This window comes from Brachybacterium tyrofermentans, assembly GCF_039526165.1.
Classification (GTDB): Bacteria; Actinomycetota; Actinomycetes; order Actinomycetales; family Dermabacteraceae; genus Brachybacterium; species Brachybacterium tyrofermentans.
In genome coordinates this window covers 217,718-241,125 of the sequence record NZ_BAAAIR010000034.1, presented here as the reverse complement: position 1 = coordinate 241,125, position 23,408 = coordinate 217,718, and the positions used below count along the sequence as shown (strand labels likewise).

Here is a 23,408-nt window from a genome sequence, read left to right as displayed (position 1 = left end):
CGGAGGCGCTGGGCTCGGGACCATGCCGGCCAGACGTCGGGGCCACCGCTCAGCGACGTTGTCGAGGGTGTCCGATGTGCCGATCGATCCCGACTCGACGCCTCTTCGCCTCGGTCGGTAATCGTTTGCGCGCCAACGTAGTCCGGGGTGCCGAAGGTGTCAACGACCAGTGCCAGGTCGCGGACCGTTGACGCCGGTCGCCCCGCTCCGTATCGTGCCGGTAAACGTTTCCTGATCATCGCCGATCTTCTGGGAGTACCCCGTGACCCACCCCGCCCGAGACCTCGCCGCGCTGCGACCCGTCCAGACCCGTTCGATCAGCCCCGAGAACGTCGACGGCTCTGTCGGCGGAGGCGGCCGCGCCACCGAGGGCACCGGTGCCGACGCCGCCCGCGACCTCGGCCAGGGCTGGAAGGTGTCTCCGAGCGTCGACGTCAAGGCGGGGGAGACCTTCACCCTCGCCGACATCGATTCGGCCGGGGTCATCACCCACATCTGGATCACCACCCACACCGACCACTGGCGCCAGCTCGTGGTGCGCGCCTACTGGGACGGCGCCGAGGAGCCCGCGGTCGAGGTGCCCTACGGCGACTTCTTCGCCAATGGCTGGGGCGTGTTCGCGCAGGTCGACTCGCAGATGGTCGCCGCGAACCCGCACGGCGGCTTCAACTCCTACTGGCCGATGCCGTTCCGGGAGGGCGCTCGCCTCACGCTGGAGAACACCTCGGACCAGGACGCCCGGGTCTACTACCAGGTGACCTACGAGCTCGGCGGCGACCACCGTGAGGACGCCTACTTCCACGCGCAGTGGCGCCGCTCGAACCCGCTCCCGGAGGCCACCGAGCACGTGCTGCTCGAGGGCATTGAGGGGCAGGGCCAGTACGTGGGCACCTACATCGCCTGGGGCGTGCACTCCAACGGCTGGTGGGGCGAGGGTGAGATCAAGTTCTACCTCGACGACGACCAGCCCGACGGCGGCTTCCCGACCATCGCCGGCACCGGCACCGAGGACTACTTCGGCGGCGCCTGGAACTTCGACATCCCCGGCGAGGGCTACACGGCCTTCTCCACGCCGTACCTGGGCATGCCGCAGGTGATCCGGCCCGACGGGCTTTACATTGCCCAGCAGCGCTTCGGCATGTACCGCTGGCACGTGGCCGACCCGATCCACTTCACCACCGGTCTGCCTCGCGTGGACATCCAGGCCCTGGGCTGGAAGAGCGCCGGCCGCTACCTGCCGCTGCGCGACGACATCGCCTCCACCGCGATCTTCTACCTCGACCGTCCGGTGACCACGCGTCCCGAGCCGCCGACCTTCGACGGCATGGAGGTCCACCTCGGATCCGGCGCCGGCCCGCACAGCCCCGCAGGTCCCGTCCGCGCCTGAGCGGCGCCCATCAGCAGGGAGGACCGCGGTGTCGCAGAGACCCACGATCATGGATGTGGCCGCCGCCGCCGGCGTGTCCTCGGCGACGGTGTCCCGGGTCGTCAACGGCGTCGCCTCGGTCGACCGGGACCTCGCCCGACGGGTGCGTGTCGCGGTGCGCACCACCGGGTACGTCCCCAATGCGCTGGGGCGCTCCCTGCGCCGCGGCGGGACCGCGCAGATCGCGGTGGTGACCCCCGATGCGGAGAACCCCTACTTCACGCAGATCATCAGCGAGGTGGAGCGGATCGTGCGCGCCGACCACTACTCGGTGACGGTCGCCCACACGGAGGACGACCTCGACCTCGAGCGGGACTGCTTCGCCCAGCTGGTGGGCCGCCATGTCGCCGGGGTGCTGCTGGTCCCGGTGCACGGCGCCCGCACCGATCTGTCGCCCCTCACCGATGCCGGCATCCCCGTGGTGCTCGTGGACCGCTGGATCGACGGCGCCGCGACGGACCTGGTCGCGACCGACAACATCGAGGCGGGCAGGCAGGCCGCCCGGCATCTCCACGAGCGCGGCTTCCGCGCCCCGGCGGTGCTCACCGGGCCCTCCGATCTGCGCACCACCGAGGAGCGCGTCGTCGGCCATCTCGCCGCGTGGCGCGAGCTGGGAGTCGCGGCCCCGGACTCCGTGATCGCCCGCGGCGACCTGCATCTGGAGTCCGGGCGCGAGCTGATGGCGCAGATCCTCGCCGCCGGCGAGGCCGACTGCGTCTACGTGACCAACAACCGGATGTCCGCCGGCGCCTTCGAGTCGATGCGCGGCGTCCAGGACGCCCCGGCCCTGCTCGCCACCGACGACGACCTGTGGACCCGCCTGGTCACCCCGTCGGTCTCCGTGGTGCACCAGCCGGTGCGGGCGACCGCCCGGGCCGCGGCTCGCATGCTCGGCCAGCGCATGACCGATCCCGAGGAGGAGCCCTCGACGACCCTGCTGCGCTCCCGGATCATCGACCGGGAATCGACCCGCCCGCGCTGATCCAGCGCTGAGACGGCTGGTCACGAACGGGTCACGGCGACGTCCGGCGAAGACGTCGACGGACCCTGCGCCCTACGGTTCCGGTGTCCCGAACAGGCCTCTGGCCTGCCCCCACCGAACGGAGCGCTGCCGTGAGCCTTGACGCCAGACCCAGTCCCGAAGCCCCCGGACTCCCCGCCGATGCGCGCGCCGCGACCAACGAGAGCCTCGAGGACTACACCCTCCGATTCGCCCCGCGCTCGTACCGCAGGTGGGGGCCGGGTGTCGTCGCGACGAGCGCCCTGGGCGGCATCGCCTACCTCGCGGACTTCTCCATCGGCGCGAACATCGGCCTGACCCACGGCACGCTCAACGGGATCATCGGCATCCTCGTCGCCGCCGCGATCATCTTCCTCAGCGGGTTCCCGTTGGCCTATTACGCGGCCCGCTACAACCTCGACCTCGACCTCATCACCCGCGGCGCCGGCTTCGGGTACTACGGCTCGGTCATCACCAACGTCATCTTCGCGTCGTTCACCTTCATCTTCTTCGCCCTCGAGGGCTCGATCATGGCGCAGGGCCTCTTCCTGGGCCTGGGGATCCCGCGCTGGATCGGGTACCTGATCTCGACTCTGCTGATCTTCCCCCTGGTCATCTACGGCATGAAGGTGCTCGCGAAGCTGCAGGTCGCCACGACCCCGGTGTGGCTGGTCCTGATGGTCATCCCCGTCGTCTACCTCGTCGTCTCCCACCCCGAGTCGGTGCAGAACTTCTTCGCGCACACCGGGGAGGGCGGCGGAGGAGTCAGCTTCGCCTCCGCGATGCTCGCCGCCGGCGTGTGCCTCTCGCTCATCGCGCAGATCGCGGAACAGATCGACTACCTGCGGTTCATGCCCCCGCGCACCGCGCAGAACCGGCGCCGGTGGTGGGCCTCCACCATCCTGGGCGGGCCCGGCTGGGTGCTCTTCGGAGCCACCAAGCAGATCCTCGGCATGTTCCTCGCGATCTACCTGGTCGCCACGGTGCCCGGCGCCCGCGAGTTCGCCAACGAGCCCGTCCAGCAGTTCCTGGTCACCTACCAGCAGCTCATGCCCGCCTGGCTGGCCCTCCTCCTCGCCGTCGTGCTGGTGGTCATCTCCCAGGTGAAGATCAACGTCACCAACGCCTACTCCGGCTCGCTGGCCTGGACCAACGCCTATACACGGCTCACGCGCCGCTATCCCGGGCGCCTGGTGTTCCTCGGGGTGAACCTCGGCATCGCCCTGGTGCTGATGGAGGCGAACATGTTCGACTTCCTCAACGGGATCCTGAGCTTCTACGCGAACCTCGCCATGTCCTGGATCCTGGTGGTCGCCTCGGACATCGTCATCAACAAGCACCTCCTGGGACTCTCGCCGAAGAAGCCCGAGTTCCGCCGCGGGATGCTCTACAACTGGAACCCGGTGGGTCTGGTCGCGATGGCGCTCGCCGGCGGCATCTCGATCGCGATCTTCTTCGGGGCCTTCGGCGCCGCCGTCCAGCCCTACTCCCCGCTGTTCGCCGTCGGCATCGCCGTGGTGGCGACCCCGCTCATGGCGGTCATCACCCAGGGCCGGTACTACCTGCGCCGCACCGACGACGGCATCGACCTGCCGATGTACGACGAGGACGGCAACCCCTCCGGGGAGACGCTCACGTGCTGCGTCACCGGGCTGGAGTTCGAGCGCCCCGACATGATCGCCTCGGCGAAGCCCGGCCCGAACGGCGAGAAGCAGTACCTCAGCTCCCTGGCCCTGGCCACCGACCGCACGGGCGAGCACGTGCTGCCGGAGGAGTGAGCCATGCGCTTCACTCCCGGTGACACCGAGAAGCTGATGCTGTCCGTCGCGGGGATGGTGGCCCGCGACCGTCTCGAGCGCGGCGTGCAGCTGAACCATCCCGAGGCCGTGGCGCTGCTGTCCACCTGGGTGATCGAGCGCGCCCGCGACGGTCGCCGCGTCGAGGAGCTCATGGTGAGCGGCCGCGAGGTGCTCAGCCGGGACCAGGTCATGGAGGGCGTCTCCGCGATGCTCACCGACGTGCAGGTCGAAGCGACGTTCCCCGACGGCCGCAAGCTCGTCACGATCCACCATCCGATCGACTGAGAGGGCCCCATGACGGAGGCAGAGAGCGCGCCGGCGGGACCCGGCGCGATCCGGGTGCGCCCCGGCGACCGGGTGCTCAACGTGCGGGACCGGGAGGAGGACCGTCTGGTGCTGGTCCTCGAGAACACCGGGGACCGCCCCATCCAGATCGGGTCGCACATCCATCTTCCCGACGTGAACGCGTCGCTCGTCCTGGATCGCGAGGCCGCTCAGGGCTTCCGTCTCGACATCCCCGCCGGCACCTCCCTGCGCTTCGAGCCGGGCGCCTCGCGGGAGCTGCCGCTGGTGCGCCTCGGCGGCGCCGCACACGTGCCCGGGATCCAGATCCGTGCTCCCCACGATCCTCACGGGAAGGCGGTCTGATCCATGGCCGTCATCAGCTCCGCGCGATACGCCGCGCTCTACGGCCCCACCACCGGTGATCAGATCCGGCTCGGCGACACCGACCTGTGGATCGAGGTCGAGGAGGATCGCACCTTCGGCGGGGAGGAGGCCGTCTTCGGAGGCGGCAAGTCGATCCGCGAGTCGATGGGCCAGGGGACGACGACCCGCGCCGAGGGCGCCCCGGACACGGTCATCACCAACGCGATCGTCCTGGACTGGTGGGGAGTCGTGCGGGCCGACGTCGGCCTGCGCGACGGTCGCATCGTCGCGCTCGGGAAGGCCGGCAACCCCGATGTCTCCGACGGGATCCATCCCGCCCTGAGGATCGGCCCGTCGACCGACATCATCGCCGGTGAGGGGAGGATCCTCACCGCCGGGGCCTTCGACACCCACGTCCATCTGCTCTCCCCGTCGCAGATCCACGAGGCGCTCGCCACCGGCACCACCACCATCGGCGGAGGCGGCACCGGCCCCTCCGAGGGCAGCCGCGCCACCACGGTCACCCCCGGCGCCTGGCACCTCGGGACCATGCTCCAGGCTCTGGACGATCTGCCCGTGAACGTGCTCCTGCTGGGCAAGGGCAACACGGTCTCCGCGGAGGGCCTCGCCGAGCAGGCGCTCGCCGGCGCCGCCGGGTACAAGGTCCACGAGGACTGGGGCGCGACGCCCGCCGCGATCGACGCCTCGCTGCGGGCGGCCGGCGAGCACGGCCTGCAGGTGGCCCTGCACTCGGATTCCCTCAACGAATCCGGCTTCGTCGAGTCCACGATCGCCGCGATCGGCGGGCGCACGATCCACGCCTTCCACATCGAGGGCGCCGGCGGCGGCCATGCACCGGACATCCTCGAGATCGCCTCGCTGCCCCATGTGCTGCCGGGGTCGACGAACCCGACCCTGCCGCACACCGTGAACACCGTCGCCGAGCATCTCGACATGCTCATGGTCTGCCACCATCTCAAGGCCTCGGTCCCCGAGGACCTCGCCTTCGCGGAGTCCCGCATCCGCGCCTCGACGATCGCCGCCGAGGACCTCCTGCACGATCTGGGAGCCCTGTCGATCACCTCCTCCGACGCCCAGGCGATGGGTCGCATCGGCGAGGTCATCACGCGCACCTGGCAGGTCGCCCATGTCATGAAGGACCGCGTCGGCTCCCTGGGCGGTTCCCTCCCGGCCGACAACGAGCGGGCCCGGCGCTACGTCGCGAAGTACACGATCAACCCCGCGATCGCCCACGGCGTCGACGCGCACATCGGTTCCGTGGAGCCCGGGAAGCTGGCCGATCTGGTGCTGTGGGACCCGCGCTTCTTCGGGGTGCGACCGGCGCTCGTGCTCAAGGGCGGCGCGATCGCCTGGGCGGCCCTGGGCGATCCGAACGCCTCGATCCCCACGCCGCAGCCCGTGCTCATGAGGCCCACGTTCGGGGACGCGATCGGCGCGGACCTCTCCGTCTCCTTCGTCGCGCCGTCGGCGATCGACGACGGACTGCGCGACCGCCTCGGACTGCGCCGGGAGCTCCTGCCCGTCGCCCCGACCCGGGAAGTCACCAAGGCCGACCTGCGCAACAACGACGCCCTGCCGCAGATCGACATCCGCCCCGACACCTTCGAGATCCGGATCGACGGGGAGCTGGTCGAACCCCGGCCCGCCCGCACCGTGCCGCTCGCCCAGCTCTACCAGATGTTCTGAGCGCCGTGCCCACGACCCCTGTATTCCCCGCGCCCCCTGTATCTCCCGCGTCCACGACAGTTGCGATGCTGCTCGCGGACTCCCGGCTGCCCGCCGGCGCCCACGTCAGCTCGAACGCCCTGGAGGCGGCGCTCCGCGACGGTCTCGCGCCGTCGGCCGTCGCGGCCTACCTCGCCTCCCGCCAGCGCACCGTCACCGAGGTCGAGGCGGGGGCCGCGGTCGTGGCGCGGCGGATCGCGCTCGACGCCGAGCGGGCCCCTGCTCCGGAGGCTCTCGAGCCCCTGCTGCGTGAATGGGCCGCGCGCACCCCCAGCCGCGCCCAGCGTGAGGTGGCGTGCGCCCTCGGGGACGGCCTGCGACGGCTCGCCGACGTGCTGTGGCCCGGCGCCGTCCCGGCCCCGATCTCGCGCGAGAGGCCCTGGCCGCGTCCGCTCGTGCTCGGCCTGGTCGCAGCGGCGGCGGGCCTCGCGGCCGAGGACCTCGTGCGCCTGGTCGCCTACGACGATGCGCAGACCGTCGCCGCCGCCCTGCTCAAGCTCGAGCCCGGCGATCCGCGCTCCGCCGCAGCCCTCGTGCTCGAGGCCTGCGCGCTCCTGGAACCCCGCGTGGCGGAGCTCGCCGCGCTCGAGGACCCGGTGCACATCCCGTGCACCGGGGCACCGCTGACCGAAGGCTGGGCCGAGGCCCAGTCGACCCTGCCGAGGAGGCTCTTCCGTGCCTGAGAACACCGCCCCAATATCCGTGGCCCCGCAGCGTTCGCTGCGACTCGGGGTCGCCGGCCCCGTCGGCACCGGCAAGAGCTCCCTGATCGCGACGATCTGCCGCGCCCTGGCCGGCGAGATCCGCATCGGCGTGATCACCAACGACATCTACACCGACGAGGACGCCCGCTTCCTGCGCTCGGCGGGAGTGCTCGAGCCCGAGCGCATCCGGGCGGTCGAGACCGGCGCCTGCCCGCACACCGCGATCCGCGACGACGTCACCGCCAACCTCGCCGCGGTCGAGGAGCTCGAGGCCGACTTCGACCCGCTGGACCTCGTGCTCGTCGAGTCCGGTGGGGACAACCTCACCGCGACCTTCTCCCCGGCGCTCGTGGACGCGCAGATCTTCGTGCTCGATGTCGCCGGCGGCGGCGACGTGGCCCGCAAGGGCGGCCCAGGCATCGGCCGCGCCGACCTGCTGGTGGTCAACAAGGTCGACCTGGCCCCCCACGTGGGCGTGGACGTCGAGCTGATGCTCGCCGACGCCGCCGAGGCCCGCGAGGGCGGCCCCGTGCTGGGCGTCTCCCGCCATCAGGAGGACACCGTCGCCGCCCTGCGCGGCTGGGTGCTCGAGATCCTGGCCGCCCACACCGCGGGCACCCACGCTCCGCAGGACCCGGGGCCGATGGCGCCGCACTTCCACGCCGAGGACGAGGACCACCCCCACGAGCACGACCACCCCCACGACCACCCCCATGAGCACGAGCACGAGCACGTCCACGCCGGATGACACGGATCAGCATCCTGCGCGCCGAGCGCGGTCCCGTCCGGGTGGCGATCACCCCGGGGCTGCTCCAGGCGCGCACGATCGAGCGCCATGCGACCGGCGCGCAGGTCGCGCTGGTCGCCGGCGGGGCGACGCTGGTCGGAGGTGACCATCTCGGCGTCGACGTCCACGTCGGGGCCCGCTGCACCCTCGATCTGGAGGACGTGGGCGGCATGGTCGCCTACCCGACCGACGGCAGGCGCAGCCGTTTCGACGTGCGGATCCGGCTGGACCGCGGGGCGACCCTGGTGTGGCGGGCGCATCCCTTCGTGATCGCCGCCGGTGCGGCCGTGGACCGCGACATGACGGCGACGCTCGACGACGGGGCCGCGCTCTGCCTGCGCGAGACCCTCGTGCTGGGCCGTACGGGCGAGCGCGGCGGCCAGATCAGGAACCGCCTGCACGTCCGTGATGCCGAAGCGTCCCCGCTGCATCTCGAGGACCTCGAGCTCTCCGGCGACAGCCCCGCGGCGGGCGTGCTCGGCCCCCATCGCGTCCTGGACAGCGTGATCCAGCTCGGCCGTCGCCCTGCGGCGACCGCCGAGGACGGGCCGGCGGGGCCGGTGATGCTCCACCTCGATGCCCCCGGGGCGATCGCCCGCACGGTCGCGGACGCCACGCACCGCACCGGCCTCGACGGCGTGTTCGCCCAGTGGTCGGAGGAGCTGCTCACCGATGCCGGCTTCGGCTGACGGCGGACAGCTCGTGACCTGGGCCACGCCGACGGCATAGGCTTTCCGTATGACTGCACCCACTCGCCGTATCGGCTCCCTGACCGTCTCCGCCCTGGGCCTCGGCGCCATGCCCCTGTCGATGGGACGCGGCGAACCCGCGCCGGAGGATCGTGCGAACGCCACGATCCACGCGTCGCTCGATGCCGGTGTCACCTTCCTCGACACCGCCGACATCTACGCCCCCACCTGGGACACCATGGGCCACAACGAGAAGGCCGTGGCCGAGGGGCTGCGCACCTGGGACGGGGACCGCTCCTCGGTGGTCCTCGCCACCAAGGGCGGCATCACCCGCTCCGAGGGCGAGGTGGGCGGCCGCAACGGCACCGCCGAGTACCTGCGCTCCGCCCTCGAGAAGTCCCTGGCGAACCTCGGGATCGAGTCGGTGGACCTCTACTACTGGCACCGCCCGGACCGCAGCATCCGCTACGCCGAGGGCATCGAGGCGCTCGCCGCGCTGAAGGAGGAGGGCCTGATCCGGGAGATCGGGATCTCCAACGCGAACGTCGAGGAGATCGACGTGGCCCTCGAGGTCCTCGGAGAGGGAGGCCTCGCCGCGGTGCAGAACCAGTTCTCACCCACCTTCTTCCACACCTCCAAGCGCGAGCTCGAGCATTGCGGCGAGCACGGCATCGCCTTCGTGCCGTGGTCGCCGCTGGGCGGCACCGGCGGCGGCGCGAGCGCCGTGGGGGAGCGGTTCCCGCAGATCCAGGCCATCGCCGAAGCCCACGGGGTGAGCCCGCAGCAGGTCGTCCTGGCCTGGGAGCTCTCGCTCGGCGAGCACGTCGTCCCGATCCCGGGGGCGAGCCGCCCCGAGTCGATCACCGATTCCGCCGGCGCCATCGCCCTCGAGCTTGGCGCCGAGGACCTCGAGCTGCTGAACCAGATCATCGCCTGATCCGAGCGGGGCCGCCGGGCGGGGCCCGCTGCCCCGCTGCCCCACTCCCGCCCCGGGCCCGCCCCCCCCCCGCACGGCGCCCCGCCCCGCCCGCGCGCCTGCGGAACGGGTCGAGCCTGCACCACGTGTCGGTGAGCGGCCCCTCACCGACACGTGGTGCAGGCTCGAGCTCATCGTCGGCCCGCAGGCCGACCATCACCGCCTCAGAACCCTCGCGATCTGGGTCGCGGCGAAGGAGGCGGGCGCAGGCCCGGAGACCGTCGAGCTGGAGCAGGTGTTCGCCCGCACCGGCTCGATCGGGACGGCGCCGCCGCTGCGGTGAGCGTCGCAGCGCACAATGTGCTTGTCCCCGCGGGGACGCAGGCGTAGCGTGTCCGCGGTCGGCGCCCGTCATGGGCGCGGCACCACGATGCAGCGAGGAGATGAGCATGCGCACCCAGCATGCAGGGAGCGAGGCGGCCCACCGGGCCTTCTCGGTGTGACGCGGCACGGCCGCATCCGCCATCGCTCCATCCCCGCATGCCCTCCACAGCTCGGCCGTGCCATCGGCCGTGGGCCGGCATGCCCATCGTGAGGACACCCCCATGAAAACCCTGACCGAATCCCAGATCCGCAACGCCTTCGTCAACGCCAGCAAGGGCGAGGCGAAGCGCGCGGCCCTGCCCGACCTCGAGTCGATCGACTTCTCCGGGCTGGACTATCTCGGCTGGCAGGACGCCAAGCGGCCCCGCCAGCACTACGTCGCCCTCGAGGTGGACGACGAGCTCGTGGTGCTGCTTCTGCGCGGCGCCGAGAACCCGCCGGGCCGCAAGATGATGTGCGCCTGGTGCGAGGACGTGGTCGACGGCCTGCATGCCGCCTCGTTCGTCGCCCCGCTCGCCGGTGCTCCCGGCCGGCGCGGCAACTCGATCGGCACGTCCGTGTGCGCGGACTTCAGCTGCTCGCGCCACGTGCGCCGGCCCCCGCAGCCCTACGAGCTGCGCACCGAGGACCCGGCGCTGCTGGCCTACCACCGCGAGATGCGGATCGAGGGGCTGCGTGAGCGCTCCACCACCTTCGTGAAGGCCCTCCTCGCCCGCAGCTGACGGGTCGGTGCTGCGGTCGGTGGTCAGCGGGCCGTGAGGTCCACGACGGCATCGGCGCGGTCGCGGGTCGCTGCGACCCGGCGGGCGTTCGTCTCGTCGGGTCCCAGCGTCCACTCGCGCGCAGCCTGCGGGGACTTCCCGTACTGCACGTGACGGGCGATCAGCCGCTCGTGCCGCAGCGCGTCGGGCACCTCGATGAACCAGCGGGCATCCAGCAGCGCAGGCACCTGCGCGAAGGCGCCGTCGTCGGAGAGCAGGTAGTTGCCCTCGGTGATCACGAGCGGCACCTGCGCGTCCACCTCGATGGCGCCGGCCAGGGGCTGCTCGAGCTCGCGCTCGAACATCGGCGCCCACACGGACGGATCCTGCGGCATCGCGGAGCGGATCCGCTGCAGCAGCGCCACATAGCCGCCGGCGTCGAAGGTGTCCGGCGCCCCCTTGCGGTCCGCTCGGCCCAGCCGCTCCAGCGCCACATCCGCCAGGTGGAACCCATCCATCGGCACCACCACGCAGGAGCTCTCCGGCAGCCGCTCCTCCAGCAGCTGCGTGAGCGTGGACTTCCCGGCGCCGGGCGCCCCGGCGATCCCGAGCAACCGCCGGGTGCCCGACCGCCGCGCCTCGTCGACCAGCAGCAGAGCCCTGGACACGGCCTCCTCGGGAGCGATCGCCTCAGTGCTCCTGCCCATGAACCCTCACCTCGACGATCTCTCCCCGCAGCGGCAGGTGCATCAGGATCCGGTCCGGCGCGCGGCCGGCGGCGGCCAGCGCCTGCGCATAGGTGCTCATCTGGCCCAGGTAGTGCCGACGCACGTGCCCCACGGGGTCATCACCCGGATACGCCTTGTGGTCCACGAGCACGATCTCGCCCGAGGGCAGGCGCAGCAGGGTGTCGATCCATCCCTCCATGACCTGCGAGTCCTCGTTCCACCAGGTGATCGGCTGCTCGGTGAGCTGCGCGGCCCCGGGGAACTCCGAGTCCACGAAGCGCGCCCACGCCTCCCCGGCGTCCAGCAGCACCTGGGCGTCGACCGTCCGGGTCACCACCCAGCGCTGCAGCAGGCGCTCCGCGGCCGCGAGCCGCTGCTCCGGCGAGAGATGCTCGAGCGGCAGGCCGAGATAGGCGTGCACCGCCTCTCCCACGCGCTCCCACTGCGGGCCGCCCCCGCGCACGAGCACCGGTCCGATGCTCCGCGGCTCGGCGACCTCCCCGAGCGTCTCTCCCGAGCCGACGCCGGACGCCTGGAACCGGGCCGACACCCGGGCAGCGGCGTCCGGTGCCGGGCGCAGCGGCACGTCGGTCGCCGCGAGCGGATCGGCCCGGCGCGGCAGCTGCGCCGGGATCTCGTCCAGCAGGTCGTCGACGTTCACCGTGCTCACCCTCGCCGGCAGCGTGCCCTCGGTGCCGTGCACGGTGAGGGCGTCGTCGGACCAGCTCACCAGCGGCGGGGTCTCGATGAGGGTGTCCAGCACCGTCGAGGTGCCGGGCACGGCGAGCACCGAGGTGCGGGCGGCGCGGGTGAGGGCCACGTAGTGCAGCCGCCCGGACTCCTCCGCCTCGGCATCGCGCCGGCGGTTCGCGAACCCCGAGGCCGCGAGGTTCTCCGCGACCTCCGCCGGGGCGGCGACCTTCGGCCAGAACCGCAGGCTGCGGCCGGCGAGCGGGGCGGTGACGTCGAGCGCCCCGGGGGAGACCACGAGCACGCCGCTGGAGTGGTCGCGCTCCTTCGGGGGTGCGCCGAGGTAGGCGACGACGTGATCCCATTCCAGGCCCTTGGCGCCATGGATAGTGCCCACCCAGACCGCCTCGGGCAGGGCGGAGAGGTCCGGTCCCTCCGTCCAGGCGTCGAGCTCGGCGCGCAGGCCGGTCAGCGTGATGGGGGAGCCCTCCGCCCGACGCCGCTGCGTGGTCTCCTGCGCCATCGCCCGCAGCGCATCCAGGGTGCGGCGGCGGGAGCCCTGCCCACTCCAGCGCTTGATCCGCTGCGGCAGGTCCAGCGCGTCGATCAGCGCGCTGATCATCTCCACCGGCGTGAAGCCGATGCAGGCCCGCCGCACCTCGCGCAGCCCGGCCAGCACAGGATCCTCCCACCACCTCGCGAACACGGCCCTGCGCGCCTCGCGGTCCGACGCCGCCATCAGCTGCGTGAACCAGTCCTCGTGCGCGCCGTGATCGCTCAGCAGCGTCACCAGCTCGGTCAGCGCCAGGGTGTCGGAGCCGTCGAGGGTCACCGCGAGCGCCGCACGCACCATCTGCGCCTCCCTCGTCGCGAGCAGCGGATGGGCGGCGCCGGCGGTGGGCACCCCGCGCTCCTGCAGGGCGGCGACCACGGAGGCCCGCTGGGTGTTGCTGCGCACCAGCACCGAGGTCGATCCCGCGGTGAACGCACCCTCGTCGATCCGGCGCCGGATCTGTTCGGCGATCATCGCCGCATGCTTCTGCGCGGAGACCACGCGGCGGTCGTTCTTCGTCGCCTCCCACACCTCGAGCGTGCCGCCGCCGGCCTCCACCTCCCGCTGCGCGGGGATCTGGAGCCGCACCCGCTCCAGGCCCTCGCCGTCGGGCGCGAACACCGGGGTGAACAGGGCGTTGGTGAAATCCACGAGCAGCTTCTGCGAGCGCCAGGAGTGGGAGAGGTTCTCCACCTCGCCGGTCCCGAACACGGTTTCTCCCCCCTCGAGCGCACGGATGATGTCCTGCATCAGGCGCGGGTCGGCGTCACGGAAGCCGTAGATCGCCTGCTTGGGGTCGCCCACCCAGATCTTCTCCTCGATGAGCTGGGAGAGCTCGAGGAACAGGGCCAGCTGCACGGGGGAGGTGTCCTGGAACTCGTCGACCGCGAGGAGGCGGTAGCGCGAGGCGATGGATTCACGCACCCGCGGCGAACCCTGCAGCAGGCGCAGCGCCTGCACCTCCTGGTCGATGAAGTCGATCAGACCCAGCTCGCGCTTGTAGGTCTCGTAGGCGTCCAGCGAGTCCGCGGCGACGTCGAGCACGAGCGCGATGAGATCGCGGAGGTCCTGCTGCCAGGCAGGATTCTGCGCGAAGCCCTCGCCCACCTCGATCGCGAGCGGCTCCAGGGCCCGATTCGCCGGGGCACCGTACCTTCCGCCGGCCAGCTTCAGCCAGCTCGACCACGGTGCCCGCTCCCGATCGCGCAGGGTCCGCTCGAGCCGGCGCAGCGCCTCGAGGTCGCCCCGGGCCCTGTTCACGCTCCGCGGCGAGATCGGCCCGCCCTTCACCCCCTCCCCGGTCTCGTCGACCGACGCGGCCAGATCCTCCGCGAACCCGTCGATCCGCCGCCCCAGCTCGTGCAGCCAGCGGCCTCGCAGATCCTCTCCGGGCTCGGGCAGCCGGGCCGCCTCCCGGAGCTCCTCCCAGGACACGGTTGCGGCGGCACGCAGCTGCTCGGCGCCGAGCAGGTTGGTGCGGGCGGCGTCCGCGACGTCCTTCACCCGGCCCCGCCAGGCCTGCTTCCTCTGCACGAAGCCGTTGTCCTTCTCGTCGCCGTCGTGCTCGGTGCGGGCGAGCATCGCCGCCCAGCGCACCCCGGCCGCGGCAGCGGTGCGGTCGATCGCCGCGGCGAACGCAGCCTTCTGGGTCGTGTCGTCGAGCACCTGCACCTGCGGGGAGATGCCCGCGTCCAGCGCGTACTCGGTCACCAGGCGCCCGGCGACGGAGTTCACGGTGCTGATCAGAGCGCTGTCGATGCCGCGCGCCGCCTCGACCTGCTGGCGGTCCAGGAGCGTGGAGCGCACCCGCTGGGAGAGCTCGTCGGCCGCTTTGACGGTGAACGTCGTGGCGATGACCTGCGAGGGGTCCAGCCCGGCCTCGAGGCGCTCCGCGAGCAGCCGGGTCAGGGTGTACGTCTTGCCGGACCCGGCCGAGGCGTTGATCAGGGTGAAGCTCATGATGCATCGCCTCTCAGGCCGCACAGCAGGGAGAAGTCGCAGTAGTCGCAGCGGGCGTCGACCACGATCCCGCCGCCGGCCCGCGCCTCCTCCTGCGCCGCCGCGTAGGTCTTCTTCGCCTCGGTGCGCGGGGTGCCGAGCCCCTGCCCGGCGTCGCGCAGGATCTGCCCGGACTGCGCCGTGACGGTGCCCTCGCCGATCGCGTCGAGCGCCTCGGTGATCCCTCCGACCGTTCTCGACCACGCCCCGGCGATGTCCAGCGTGGGCCGGCCGTGCGGGTCCAGCGCCGGGTTCGCGGAGACGAACTCGCCCTGCTTGAGCAGGAAATACCCGACGTCGGCCGAGTCGTCATGCAGCGACCATGCATAGGAGGCCAGCTGCAGCGCTTCCCCGGCGTCGAACAGCTCAGGGTACTTCTTGGCCGCTGAGGTCCACTTCAGGTCGATCACGGTAGGCTTCCCGGCGGCGTCGTCGGCGAGCACGTCGCGGTAGCCCAGGAACGGCACCTCGAGGTCCCCGCGCTCCAGATGCAGCGTCAGCGGCTCCTCGAAGCGGGACTCCACGGAGGTGATCACGAGCCCGGCCTCCGCGAGGCGGCCGAAGAACTCGACCAGGGAGCGCACGGCGGTCTCGCGCATCGTGGTCAGCTCGACCTCCCGGCCGGGCAGCAGCAGCTCGGAGGCCAGCTGGGGGACGAGCCGCTCGAGCATCGTCGAGATCTCCTCGGCGGAGGGCGCACCGCCCTGCTCCCGACGGGTGTTCACCAGCTCCTCGACCACGGTGTGCACGAGGGTGCCGATCATCTGGTTGCCGCTGGGCACGCTCGCGACCGAGGCGGGACGGATCCCGAGCCCCGTGCGATACGTCCACTTCTGCCGGCAGCCCAGCAGGTTCTCCGCCTGGGAGTAGCTCAGCGCGGTCGGCACCAGATGCGGTGCCGGGCCGGTGCGCTTGGTGAGATCCTGCGCAGGCTCCGCCGGGCCGACGAGCGCAGGAACGCTCAGCAGCCGACGCGACCCCGCGAGCTCCCAGACCCCGTCTCCGACCGCTGTGCGCGGATCCACCCGGAACTGCTCGAGCACCTTCGCGACGTCCTCCCCGGGCGCGGCCCGCTCTGCCGCGAGGTGGGCGAGCAGGGAGTGGGGAGCGGTGGCCTTCTCGGCGCGGCCGCGGGTGCGGACCACGATCAGCCGTCCGGTGCCGAGCAGCCCGCGCAGTCCCGCATCGGTCTCGAGAGCGGCCAGAGCGGCAGGTTCCACGAGACGCCCCCCGAGGCCCTCGAGCGCCGCGATCTCGACGGCGTCCCAGGTCACGCCGGTCTGCGGGTCCTGTCTGTCCGCGCCCCACCACAGCACGTCCCCACCGCGCGGGCGCAGCTGCGCCGGGCGGGTGCAGGCGGTCCAGGCATCGGTCGCCTCGGGCCGGGCGACCGGAGAGGCGGCGCGCCCGGCGGAGGCCTCGACGATCTGGGAGAGCTCTCGCGCGCCCAGCAGATGATCATCGCCGAGGGTGTCGAGCACCGCCAGGACCGTCTGCAGATGGGCGCTCGCCCGCACCAGCCCCGGATCGCCCTGCCCGAGGGCGTGCAGCCGTTCCCCGAGCCAGGCGGTGGCGACCCGCAGCCGCGGGGGCGTCAGCTGCTCCGGGTCGAGCGGGTGCGTGACCAGCGCCGAGACCGCTCGGGCGATCTCGAGGGCGGCGACCTCCTCGGGATCGGCGGCGAGCTCGGAGAGCACAGCCTCCCAGGCTGGACCGCCGGTGCCGGGCTCGGCGGCCAGCGCATCGAGGAAACGGCGACGCACCCGTGAGGGCACCAGGCCGATCGGCTCGCGGTCGGACTCCGGGGCATCGAGCACGCGCAGGTCCAGGAACGCCCCGAGCTGCTGCACGTCCACCGGGGCGATCGCGATCGAGAGGTACAGCGGGAGGATCTGCAGGCTGGTGCGGTCCGCGGAGGCTCCCGCCACCCCGATCGCGGCCACGCCGCGGCGGTGAAGCTCCTGGTCCAGCAGGATCGTGTCCTCCGTGGCGAGGACATGGACCGGGTCTCCGTCGCGCCCGGCGAGGAACCGCGCGGCGGTCTCCGCGGCCGTCCATTCGTCGTCGGCCTCGAGCAGCACCAGCTCGGGTCGTCCGGCCGGCATCTCGCCTGCCGGGCGCACCTCCACCCCGGCCCCGGCCAGCAGTTCCAGCAGCTGCGGCCACAGCCCGGGGAGGGTCGCCGGTTCCTCGTGGCAGAGGACCTGCTCGATGCCCAGCGGCCAGGGCGAGACGGCGAGCTCCGCGAGCAGGTCGATGATCTCCCGCAGGTCGTCGGCCGCGCCGGGGGCGATGTCGGCCTCCTGCTCGATCGCGCACAGGGCATCGATCCGGGCCGGCAGTCCGGGCGCCCGACGCAGCGTGGCCCCGGCCGTCACGGCCGCATCGCGCCAGGACAGCATCGTGCTCGCGGTCGACCAGGGATCGACGTCGAACGAGGCCCGTGCCCACTCGTGGTCCGCGGCGGCGATCGCGCGCGCGTACTGCGCGGTCCGCACCGCGGGATCGACCGACGGGCGGGTCAGCGCGAGCCGGGTCTGCAGCAGCTGCACGAGGCCGCGGGGCCCCATCCGCACGGTCCCGGTCGCACCGGCACCATCCGCCCAGGCGGTGCCGTCCAGCGACCAGCCGAACTCGATCTGCATCTGGGCTCCTCCGTCGTCGCGTCCCGCCCCAGACTAGGGGAGGGGGCCGACATCGGGGGGCTGCGATCGCGGCGACGCGGTCTCGATGATCCCGCCGATCAGTTGGGCAGTGCGGGCCCACGGAGCGAGCAGCACGAGCGTCCCGGCGAGCAGCCACCAGGCCCCGACGGCGGCCTGCTGCAGTTCGAGCGCCCCGGCGGTGAGGGCGAGTGTCGTGATCAGCACCGGCACGACGGTGGACACGGCGACCGCGACCAGGGAGATCACCGGCACCGCCGCAGGATGCGCCCTTCCGCCGATCCGGCGCATCGACATCACGCCCACCACGGCGTCGAGCACCAGCGTGAGCACCGCCAGCGCCGCGGCTCCCACGGTCACCGCGATGAGCACGCCGAATGCCAACTGCCCGTCCCGTTCGTCCGACGGGGAGGGGGTCAGCACGGCGGAGGCCCCCAGGAATGCGGAGTAGACGCCGACCAGGAGGCCGACGACCACCATCACCACCGTGAGCGCCCAGCACGCCGCGGCGAGCAGGCAGAGGATGCCGTAGCGGCGGTGTGGTCGCATGGGGCGATGCTACGGCCGGCGCGATCAGCGGTTGAACGGATCGTCCGCACGCACTCCCCAGCTGAAGCCGCGGTCGTAGTAGACCGAGCCTGAGTCGTCCGGGGCGAGTACCAGCTCCTGGCCCTCGCCGCTCACGCGCAGCGTGCCGTCGACCTGCTCGTCGATCTGCAGGGTGATCGTCGTCGGCTCGATCTCCGTGTGCTCCGCGAGCGTCTGCCCCGGCGCACGCAGCGGCCGCAGCGACAGCTCGACCGTGCCCTCCCCGAGGCGCTCGTAGCGGCCGGTCAGCAGCTCCCCGTCCGCCTGGCGGATCTGCACGGCGGCGGCGCCGTCGTAGGCGACCTCGCCGAAGGAGAGCGCGCTCCATCGTGTGTCCTCGCTCAGCTGCGCGGCGGGCTCGGCGGCGTCCTCCTGCACCTCCCACACCCCGGCGGGAGCGGACTCGTCGGTGGTGCGCTCGGGGTACATCGAGCTGACGCCCCAGCCCACCAGACCCACCAGCACGAGGGCGGCGATCGGCCCCAGCACGTCCAGGACCCGGGCCAGCGGTCGCCACGGGACCAGGGTGGGCAGCGGTCCGCGCGGGATCTCGCCCCGGCCGATGAACGTCCTGGCCAGTCGCGGCATCCAGGGGATCAGCACGAGGACCGACATGATCAGCAGCGCCAGGGCGATCTGCTTGACCGGCACGTCGTAGCCGAGGTTCAGCACGAGCACGAGGGACATGTCAGCCGCGGCGATCAGCGCACCCAGCGGCACCGACCTTCGCCACAGCAGGGCGAGTGCGGCGCCAGCCTCCGCGACCCCGCCGAGCACCTGGAACAGCGGGGAGAAGGCGACCATGCGCCAGAGCATCCCCATCGGGCTCATCTCGCCCTGGGTCACCAGCGCATCGCCCATGTCCGCCACCCCGAACTGCCCGAGCACGATCTTCGCGAAGCCGTAGTACAGCAGCGCGATCGCGAGCAACAGGCGCACGCCGCCGTGCGCCCACCAGCCCAGCGTCACCGCGACGAGGCGGCCGATGCGCTTCTCGGCGGAGTAGTCGTCGGAGGGAGGGGCGGCGGAGGACGGAACCACAGGGGAGGAGGAGGGATCACTCATGACCCCAGTCCAGCGGATCTGCGTGTGGGCCGCATCGGTCCCGGGGCGCGGAACGCACCTCCGGTTGAGGGACCATCCGACGGAGAACACACGACTTTCGACGGACTCAGAGCCGCGCGAACTCCCGCACCCACGTCGCCTCGGACTGCACCGGCCGGCCCGCGACCAGCTCGCCGTCCGCGACGAAGCCCTCCTCCCGCCCGCTCAGCTCCCGCACCAGGATCTCCCGGTGCCGGGCCAGCTCGTCGGCCGCTCCTGGATCCGCGGCGAGATCCCGCAGTTCCTGCGGGTCCTCGACCAGGTCGAACAGCTGCTCATGGCCATCCCCGGAGAACCACACGTACTTGTGCCGCTGCGAGCGGATCCACTGCATCGAGTGCCTGCCCAGCGAGCCGATCAGATGCTCCCCGTGCAGATGCTCGCGCACCGGGCCCCCGGGGCGCAGGCTCATCCCGTCGACCCCGCCCGGCACCTCGACGCCCGCGAGCCCCAGCAGCGTGGGCATCAGATCGCGCAGCTCGGCGATCGATTCGACCTCGCCCGGCGCGCCCCACCCTTCGCGGTGACGCGGCGGCACGTGCACCACGAGCGGCACCCGCGCGGAGCCCTCGTAGCCCACGGACTTCCGGTACATGTCGTGGTCGCCCATCATGTCGCCGTGGTCGGAGACGAACACGATGATCGTGTCCTCGAGCAGAGCGTGGTCCGAGAGCGTCTCCCGCAGCCGGTTCAGCTGCAGGTCGATGAACTCGATCGAGCCGTAGTAGCCCGCGCGCACCTGCTGATGGGTGGTCTCCTTCTGCGCCCCGAACTCGGCCTCGGAGGCGAAGTCGCGGCGGTGCTCGTCGAACCGCTCCACCCAGTCGCCCAGCGGCCTCGGCGGGAACTCGCGGCCGCGGTACTTGTCCCACAGCCACTGCGGCGGATCGAAGGGGGCATGCGGCCGATGGAACGACATGTACAGGAAGAAGGGGCGTGTGGGGTCGCGCCGCTCGAGCATCCGGAACGACTCATCGGCCACCCAGCGGGTGGGATGCAGCCGCTCCTCACGCTCCCAGGGCCGGGCGGTCATCGCATTGCAGCCGATCCCTGTCTCCTGGTAGTCGGCCCGCGGGTCCCCGGTCTCGCGGCGCAGGAAGTCGACATAGTCGTCGATCGCCGCCGACGGCCCGCCGCTCAGCCTCCGCGAGGTGTGCAGGAACCCGTCGTGCAGCTGCACGTCGTCGAAGCCGCAGCGGGCACGGTCGGGGAAGACGTGCATCTTGCCGACCCCGAACGCCTGGTACCCGGCATCGCGCAGCGTCGACTGCAGCGTGACCGGGTACGCGTCCGGGAAGGAGATACCCTCGCGGTAGCCGTAGCGGCCGTGCAGGTCGGGGGACTTCCCGGTGAACATCGCGACCCGGGCGGGCACGCACGTGGGCGTCGCCGAATAGGCCCGCGTGAAGCGGTAGCCGCCGCGCGCGAGGTCATCGAGGTTCGGGGTGTCGATGTGCTCGTTGCCGGCCGCGCCCATGGCGTCGGCCCGCATCTCGTCGACGCACACCAGGATGATGTTCGGGCGGTTCATCGGAGTCCTTCTCTCTGGGGAACGCTGAGGGCCCGGAGTGCGTGCAGCACCCCGGGCCCTCGACGACGGATCAGCCCTGGTTCGCGGATCCGGGATGCGCCCACGGCGGCGTGCCGGGACCGCCGCGGTGCTGCCCACCGTTCTGGGCCTGCTGCTGCGCCTGGCGGGCCTTCTGCTCGGCCGCGGAGCGGGCACGCTCGGCGCGTTCCTGCTCCTGCTGCTTCAGCTGCTCGGCGGAGACGCGCTTGCGCGAATCGGCGTCGGCCACATCGGCGTCCTTGCTCGCCTCCGCGGCCGCCTGCGACTGCAGCATGGCGGTGCGGATCTCGTCACCCATGGAGCCCACTGCACCCGGGTTCGAGGGCAGGTAGAGCACGTTGGACCGGGCGTTGCGCGCCACGTCCTGCATGGTGTCGAAGTACTGCGTCATCAGCAGCAGCTGCTCGGCGGAGTTCTCTATGCCGACCTTGCGGAGCATCTCGTACTGCTCGGCGATGCCCAGGGCGATCGCCTTGCGCTGGGCGGCGACGCCCTCACCCTGGAGGCGCTTGGACTCGGCCTCGGCCTCGGCCTGGGTGACGCGCTTGATCTTGTCCGCCTCGGCGAGCGACTGGGCGGCGACGCGGTCGCGCTGGGCGGCGTTGATGGAGTTCATCGAGTCGCGCACGCGCTGGTCGGGGGAGATGTCCTGGACCAGGGTGTTGATGATGTTGAAGCCGAACTCCTGCATGCGGGCCGAGAGGGTGCTCTCCACGCTGCGGGCGATATCGTCCTTCGATTCGAAGGCCGCGTCCAGCTCGAGGGCCGACAGGGCGGAGCGCACGGTGTCGAACACATAGGAGCGGATCTGCGCCTCGGCGTTGGAGAGCTTGTAGTACGCGTCGACGACCTGCTCCTCCTTGATCACGTACTGCACCGCGACGGGCACGTTGACGAACACGTTGTCCTTGGTCTTGGACTCGATGTTGACCTCGAGCTGCTGCACGCGCAGCGAGATCGGCCGGGTGGTGTTGTCGACGAACGGTGCCTTGAAGTTCAGGCCGGCGTGCGCGACGCGCCTGAACTTGCCGAAGCGCTCCACGATCACGGCTTCGCGCGAGTGCACGGTGAACAGGACCGACGTGCGCAGACCACCGAACAGCAGAGCTGCCAGGATGATCACGACCACGATCACGACGACCGCGACGACGAGGAAGATGACTGCGCCTTCCATGAGGGACCCCTTTCCAGTGGGACGTAGTTGTGTCCCACGCTACAGGGTGGGCCTGTGCGGTTACCGCAGACCGAGGTCGGTCTCTATCCGTCGGGCGATCCGCACCGGGGGCACCGGCGGGGCGTAGCGGCGCAGCACCTGGCCGTCGCCGTCGATCAGGAACTTCGTGAAGTTCCAGGCGATGCGACCGCCCATCACCCCGCCCTTCTGGGCGCACATCCACTGCCACAGCGGGTGCGCGAGGGGACCGTTGACGTCGATCTTGGAGAACAGCGGGAAGGTGACGTCGTAGGTCGAGGTGCAGACGTCGTGGGTGTCCTGGTCCGTCCCGGGATCCTGGTGGAACTGGTCCGACGGGAAGCCGAGCACCGTGAAGCCGTGCTCGCCGTACTGGTCCTGGAGGGCCTGCAGGCCGCGGAGCTGCGGGGTGAAGGTGCACTGCGTCGCGATGTTGGTGACCAGCACCAGCCGCCCGCGGTATCTGCTCATCTCCTGGAGCTCGCCATCGACCGTGGTGGCCCGGAAGTCATGGAAGCTCGTGGTCACTGCGCGATCCTCTCGCCGCTGTCTTCTCGTCGTGCCAGGCCATCGTAGGGCCGGGCGCTGGGCATCGGGTGGGCGTCATGCCAGGAAGGCGTCGACCTCCGCGCGGGTGGGCGCGCTCTGCGGCCCCCTCCGGGTCACGGCGATCCCGGCGGCGGCGTTGGCCCGGGTGGCCGCGGACTCCCAGTCGGCCCCGAGCGCGCGCTCGGCCAGGAGCACGCCGGTGTGGGTGTCGCCCGCCCCGTTGGTGTCCACGGCCTCCTGCGGGAAGGCGGGGATCTCGGTGCCACGGCCGTGATGGAACACGAGGCAGCCCCGGTCGCCGTCGCGCACGATCACCACGGCATGGCTGCCGATCCGTCGGCGCAGCGCCTCCGGGGTGTCCTGGAGCGACTCGAGCCCGGTCAGCGCGCGGGCCTCGTCCGCGTTCGAGGTCCACACGGTGGTGCGCGCGAGCACCCTCTCCTGCACCTCGCGGGGGAAGGTCGCAAACGGCGCGCCCGGATCCAGCACCACCTCGACGCCCTCGGGCACCGTCTCGAGGAACGCCAGCAGCGGGTCGCGCGTCGGCTCGAACAGGCTGTACCCGGACAGGCACAGCAGGTCGCCGGGCTGTGGGTCGAGGGTCGCGAGGGACGCCGCGGTGATCTCGCGCTCCGCGCCGTAGACGGTCAGGAAGGTGCGTTCGGCCGACGGCTCGAGCATGACCACGCAGTACCCGGTGTCGGAGTCGGGACGCACCTCGTCGGAGAGGCCCACGCCGTCGGTCGCGAGTGCCTCGCGGATCAGGTCCCCGTGGGGGCCGGCGCCGTGCGCGCCGCCGTGCACCGCCTCGGCGCCGGTGCGGGAGGCCGCGACCAGCGTGGTCACCGCTCCTCCGGCGTACCACTGCTCGCTCAGCGCATTGGCGTTGCCGCCGCGCGGGGGGAGGTCCTCGACCTCGACGACGATGTCGACGAGGGCCTGGGCGGTGTGCAGCACGCGGGACATGGCCCGA

General features: G+C 71.9%; 20 protein-coding genes. 11 read left to right on the top strand and 9 right to left on the bottom strand.

Features of this window, described 5'->3' with window-relative positions:
- The first annotated feature begins 262 nt into the window (after positions 1 to 262).
- From ABD093_RS08695 to ABD093_RS08645, 11 genes are all read left to right on the top strand, one after another.
- Positions 263 to 1,387 (top strand): glycoside hydrolase family 172 protein, encoded by a 1,125-nt coding sequence (locus ABD093_RS08695; RefSeq protein WP_193116436.1) that lies wholly within the window; start codon positions 263 to 265, stop codon positions 1,385 to 1,387.
- A 28-nt stretch (positions 1,388 to 1,415) separates the two neighbouring features.
- Positions 1,416 to 2,408: a LacI family DNA-binding transcriptional regulator gene (locus ABD093_RS08690; RefSeq protein WP_343923781.1), complete on the top strand. Its 993-nt coding sequence runs from the start codon at positions 1,416 to 1,418 to the stop codon at positions 2,406 to 2,408.
- Positions 2,409 to 2,539: 131 nt separating this feature from the next.
- Complete coding sequence (locus tag ABD093_RS08685) at positions 2,540 to 4,204, top strand: purine-cytosine permease family protein (protein WP_193116434.1); 1,665 nt, start codon at positions 2,540 to 2,542, stop codon at positions 4,202 to 4,204.
- Positions 4,205 to 4,207: 3 nt separating this feature from the next.
- A complete protein-coding gene (locus ABD093_RS08680; RefSeq protein ID WP_193116433.1) occupies positions 4,208 to 4,510 on the top strand; it encodes an urease subunit gamma in 303 nt (100 codons plus the stop codon).
- 9 nt (positions 4,511 to 4,519) lie between these two features.
- Complete coding sequence (locus ABD093_RS08675; RefSeq protein ID WP_193116432.1) at positions 4,520 to 4,873, top strand: urease subunit beta; 354 nt, start codon at positions 4,520 to 4,522, stop codon at positions 4,871 to 4,873.
- Positions 4,874 to 4,876: 3 nt separating this feature from the next.
- The gene (locus ABD093_RS08670) at positions 4,877 to 6,580 is read left to right on the top strand and encodes an urease subunit alpha (RefSeq protein ID WP_193116431.1); all 1,704 of its coding nucleotides are present in this window, start codon (positions 4,877 to 4,879) and stop codon (positions 6,578 to 6,580) included.
- Between the two features lie 65 nt (positions 6,581 to 6,645).
- Positions 6,646 to 7,302 carry an urease accessory protein UreF gene (locus ABD093_RS08665; RefSeq protein ID WP_193116430.1) on the top strand — a complete coding sequence of 219 codons (657 nt, stop codon included), beginning with the start codon at positions 6,646 to 6,648 and terminating at the stop codon, positions 7,300 to 7,302.
- Positions 7,295 to 8,071, top strand: coding sequence for an urease accessory protein UreG (gene ureG, locus ABD093_RS08660; RefSeq protein WP_319021504.1), 777 nt, complete (start codon positions 7,295 to 7,297; stop codon positions 8,069 to 8,071). The genes ABD093_RS08665 and ureG overlap by 8 nt, the downstream gene beginning before the upstream one ends.
- A complete protein-coding gene (locus ABD093_RS08655) occupies positions 8,068 to 8,799 on the top strand; it encodes an urease accessory protein UreD (RefSeq protein ID WP_193116429.1) in 732 nt (243 codons plus the stop codon). The genes ureG and ABD093_RS08655 overlap by 4 nt, the downstream gene beginning before the upstream one ends.
- A 49-nt stretch (positions 8,800 to 8,848) precedes the next feature.
- Positions 8,849 to 9,736 carry an aldo/keto reductase gene (locus ABD093_RS08650; RefSeq protein ID WP_343923776.1) on the top strand — a complete coding sequence of 296 codons (888 nt, stop codon included), beginning with the start codon at positions 8,849 to 8,851 and terminating at the stop codon, positions 9,734 to 9,736.
- A 584-nt stretch (positions 9,737 to 10,320) separates the two neighbouring features.
- Positions 10,321 to 10,821 (top strand): FBP domain-containing protein, encoded by a 501-nt coding sequence (locus ABD093_RS08645; protein WP_343923774.1) that lies wholly within the window; start codon positions 10,321 to 10,323, stop codon positions 10,819 to 10,821.
- Positions 10,822 to 10,844: 23 nt separating this feature from the next.
- Here the strand turns inward: ABD093_RS08645 and ABD093_RS08640 are convergent, their stop codons facing one another.
- From ABD093_RS08640 to ABD093_RS08600, 9 genes are all read right to left on the bottom strand, one after another.
- Positions 10,845 to 11,507, bottom strand: a complete 663-nt coding sequence (locus ABD093_RS08640; protein WP_193116426.1) for a nucleoside/nucleotide kinase family protein — start codon at positions 11,505 to 11,507, stop codon at positions 10,845 to 10,847.
- Complete coding sequence (locus tag ABD093_RS08635) at positions 11,491 to 14,730, bottom strand: UvrD-helicase domain-containing protein (protein WP_343923772.1); 3,240 nt, start codon at positions 14,728 to 14,730, stop codon at positions 11,491 to 11,493. Before ABD093_RS08635 ends, ABD093_RS08640 begins: the two co-directional genes overlap by 17 nt.
- Positions 14,727 to 17,414, bottom strand: a complete 2,688-nt coding sequence (locus tag ABD093_RS08630) for a PD-(D/E)XK nuclease family protein (RefSeq protein WP_343923770.1) — start codon at positions 17,412 to 17,414, stop codon at positions 14,727 to 14,729. The genes ABD093_RS08635 and ABD093_RS08630 overlap by 4 nt, the downstream gene beginning before the upstream one ends.
- Positions 17,415 to 17,447: 33 nt before the next feature.
- Positions 17,448 to 17,981, bottom strand: a complete 534-nt coding sequence (locus ABD093_RS08625; RefSeq protein ID WP_343923768.1) for a hypothetical protein — start codon at positions 17,979 to 17,981, stop codon at positions 17,448 to 17,450.
- Positions 17,982 to 18,005: 24 nt separating this feature from the next.
- The gene (locus ABD093_RS08620; protein WP_193116422.1) at positions 18,006 to 19,085 is read right to left on the bottom strand and encodes a hypothetical protein; all 1,080 of its coding nucleotides are present in this window, start codon (positions 19,083 to 19,085) and stop codon (positions 18,006 to 18,008) included.
- A 106-nt stretch (positions 19,086 to 19,191) separates the two neighbouring features.
- Positions 19,192 to 20,655: an arylsulfatase gene (locus ABD093_RS08615; protein WP_193116421.1), complete on the bottom strand. Its 1,464-nt coding sequence runs from the start codon at positions 20,653 to 20,655 to the stop codon at positions 19,192 to 19,194.
- A 70-nt stretch (positions 20,656 to 20,725) separates the two neighbouring features.
- Positions 20,726 to 21,868, bottom strand: a complete 1,143-nt coding sequence (locus ABD093_RS08610) for an SPFH domain-containing protein (RefSeq protein ID WP_193116420.1) — start codon at positions 21,866 to 21,868, stop codon at positions 20,726 to 20,728.
- A gap of 60 nt (positions 21,869 to 21,928) precedes the next feature.
- Positions 21,929 to 22,414 (bottom strand): glutathione peroxidase, encoded by a 486-nt coding sequence (locus ABD093_RS08605; protein ID WP_193116419.1) that lies wholly within the window; start codon positions 22,412 to 22,414, stop codon positions 21,929 to 21,931.
- A gap of 75 nt (positions 22,415 to 22,489) precedes the next feature.
- The gene (locus tag ABD093_RS08600; RefSeq protein WP_193116418.1) at positions 22,490 to 23,401 is read right to left on the bottom strand and encodes a PfkB family carbohydrate kinase; all 912 of its coding nucleotides are present in this window, start codon (positions 23,399 to 23,401) and stop codon (positions 22,490 to 22,492) included.
- Positions 23,402 to 23,408 lie beyond the last annotated feature (7 nt).

What these genes read in the sequence shown, in the direction of transcription:
- ABD093_RS08670 (WP_193116431.1), top strand. Translation starts at nt 4,877, where the DNA reads ATGGCCGTCATCAGCTCCGCGCGATACGCCGCGCTCTACGGCCCCACC.
- ABD093_RS08610 (WP_193116420.1), bottom strand. Translation starts at nt 21,868, where the DNA reads ATGGAAGGCGCAGTCATCTTCCTCGTCGTCGCGGTCGTCGTGATCGTG.
- ABD093_RS08680 (WP_193116433.1), top strand. Translation starts at nt 4,208, where the DNA reads ATGCGCTTCACTCCCGGTGACACCGAGAAGCTGATGCTGTCCGTCGCG.
- ABD093_RS08630 (WP_343923770.1), bottom strand. Translation starts at nt 17,414, where the DNA reads ATGCAGATCGAGTTCGGCTGGTCGCTGGACGGCACCGCCTGGGCGGAT.
- ABD093_RS08635 (WP_343923772.1), bottom strand. Translation starts at nt 14,730, where the DNA reads ATGAGCTTCACCCTGATCAACGCCTCGGCCGGGTCCGGCAAGACGTAC.
- ABD093_RS08655 (WP_193116429.1), top strand. Translation starts at nt 8,068, where the DNA reads ATGACACGGATCAGCATCCTGCGCGCCGAGCGCGGTCCCGTCCGGGTG.
- ABD093_RS08615 (WP_193116421.1), bottom strand. Translation starts at nt 20,655, where the DNA reads ATGAACCGCCCGAACATCATCCTGGTGTGCGTCGACGAGATGCGGGCC.
- ABD093_RS08600 (WP_193116418.1), bottom strand. Translation starts at nt 23,401, where the DNA reads ATGTCCCGCGTGCTGCACACCGCCCAGGCCCTCGTCGACATCGTCGTC.
- ABD093_RS08650 (WP_343923776.1), top strand. Translation starts at nt 8,849, where the DNA reads ATGACTGCACCCACTCGCCGTATCGGCTCCCTGACCGTCTCCGCCCTG.
- ABD093_RS08640 (WP_193116426.1), bottom strand. Translation starts at nt 11,507, where the DNA reads ATGGGCAGGAGCACTGAGGCGATCGCTCCCGAGGAGGCCGTGTCCAGG.
- ABD093_RS08625 (WP_343923768.1), bottom strand. Translation starts at nt 17,981, where the DNA reads ATGCGACCACACCGCCGCTACGGCATCCTCTGCCTGCTCGCCGCGGCG.
- ABD093_RS08620 (WP_193116422.1), bottom strand. Translation starts at nt 19,085, where the DNA reads ATGAGTGATCCCTCCTCCTCCCCTGTGGTTCCGTCCTCCGCCGCCCCT.
- ABD093_RS08645 (WP_343923774.1), top strand. Translation starts at nt 10,321, where the DNA reads ATGAAAACCCTGACCGAATCCCAGATCCGCAACGCCTTCGTCAACGCC.
- ABD093_RS08675 (WP_193116432.1), top strand. Translation starts at nt 4,520, where the DNA reads ATGACGGAGGCAGAGAGCGCGCCGGCGGGACCCGGCGCGATCCGGGTG.
- ABD093_RS08665 (WP_193116430.1), top strand. Translation starts at nt 6,646, where the DNA reads ATGCTGCTCGCGGACTCCCGGCTGCCCGCCGGCGCCCACGTCAGCTCG.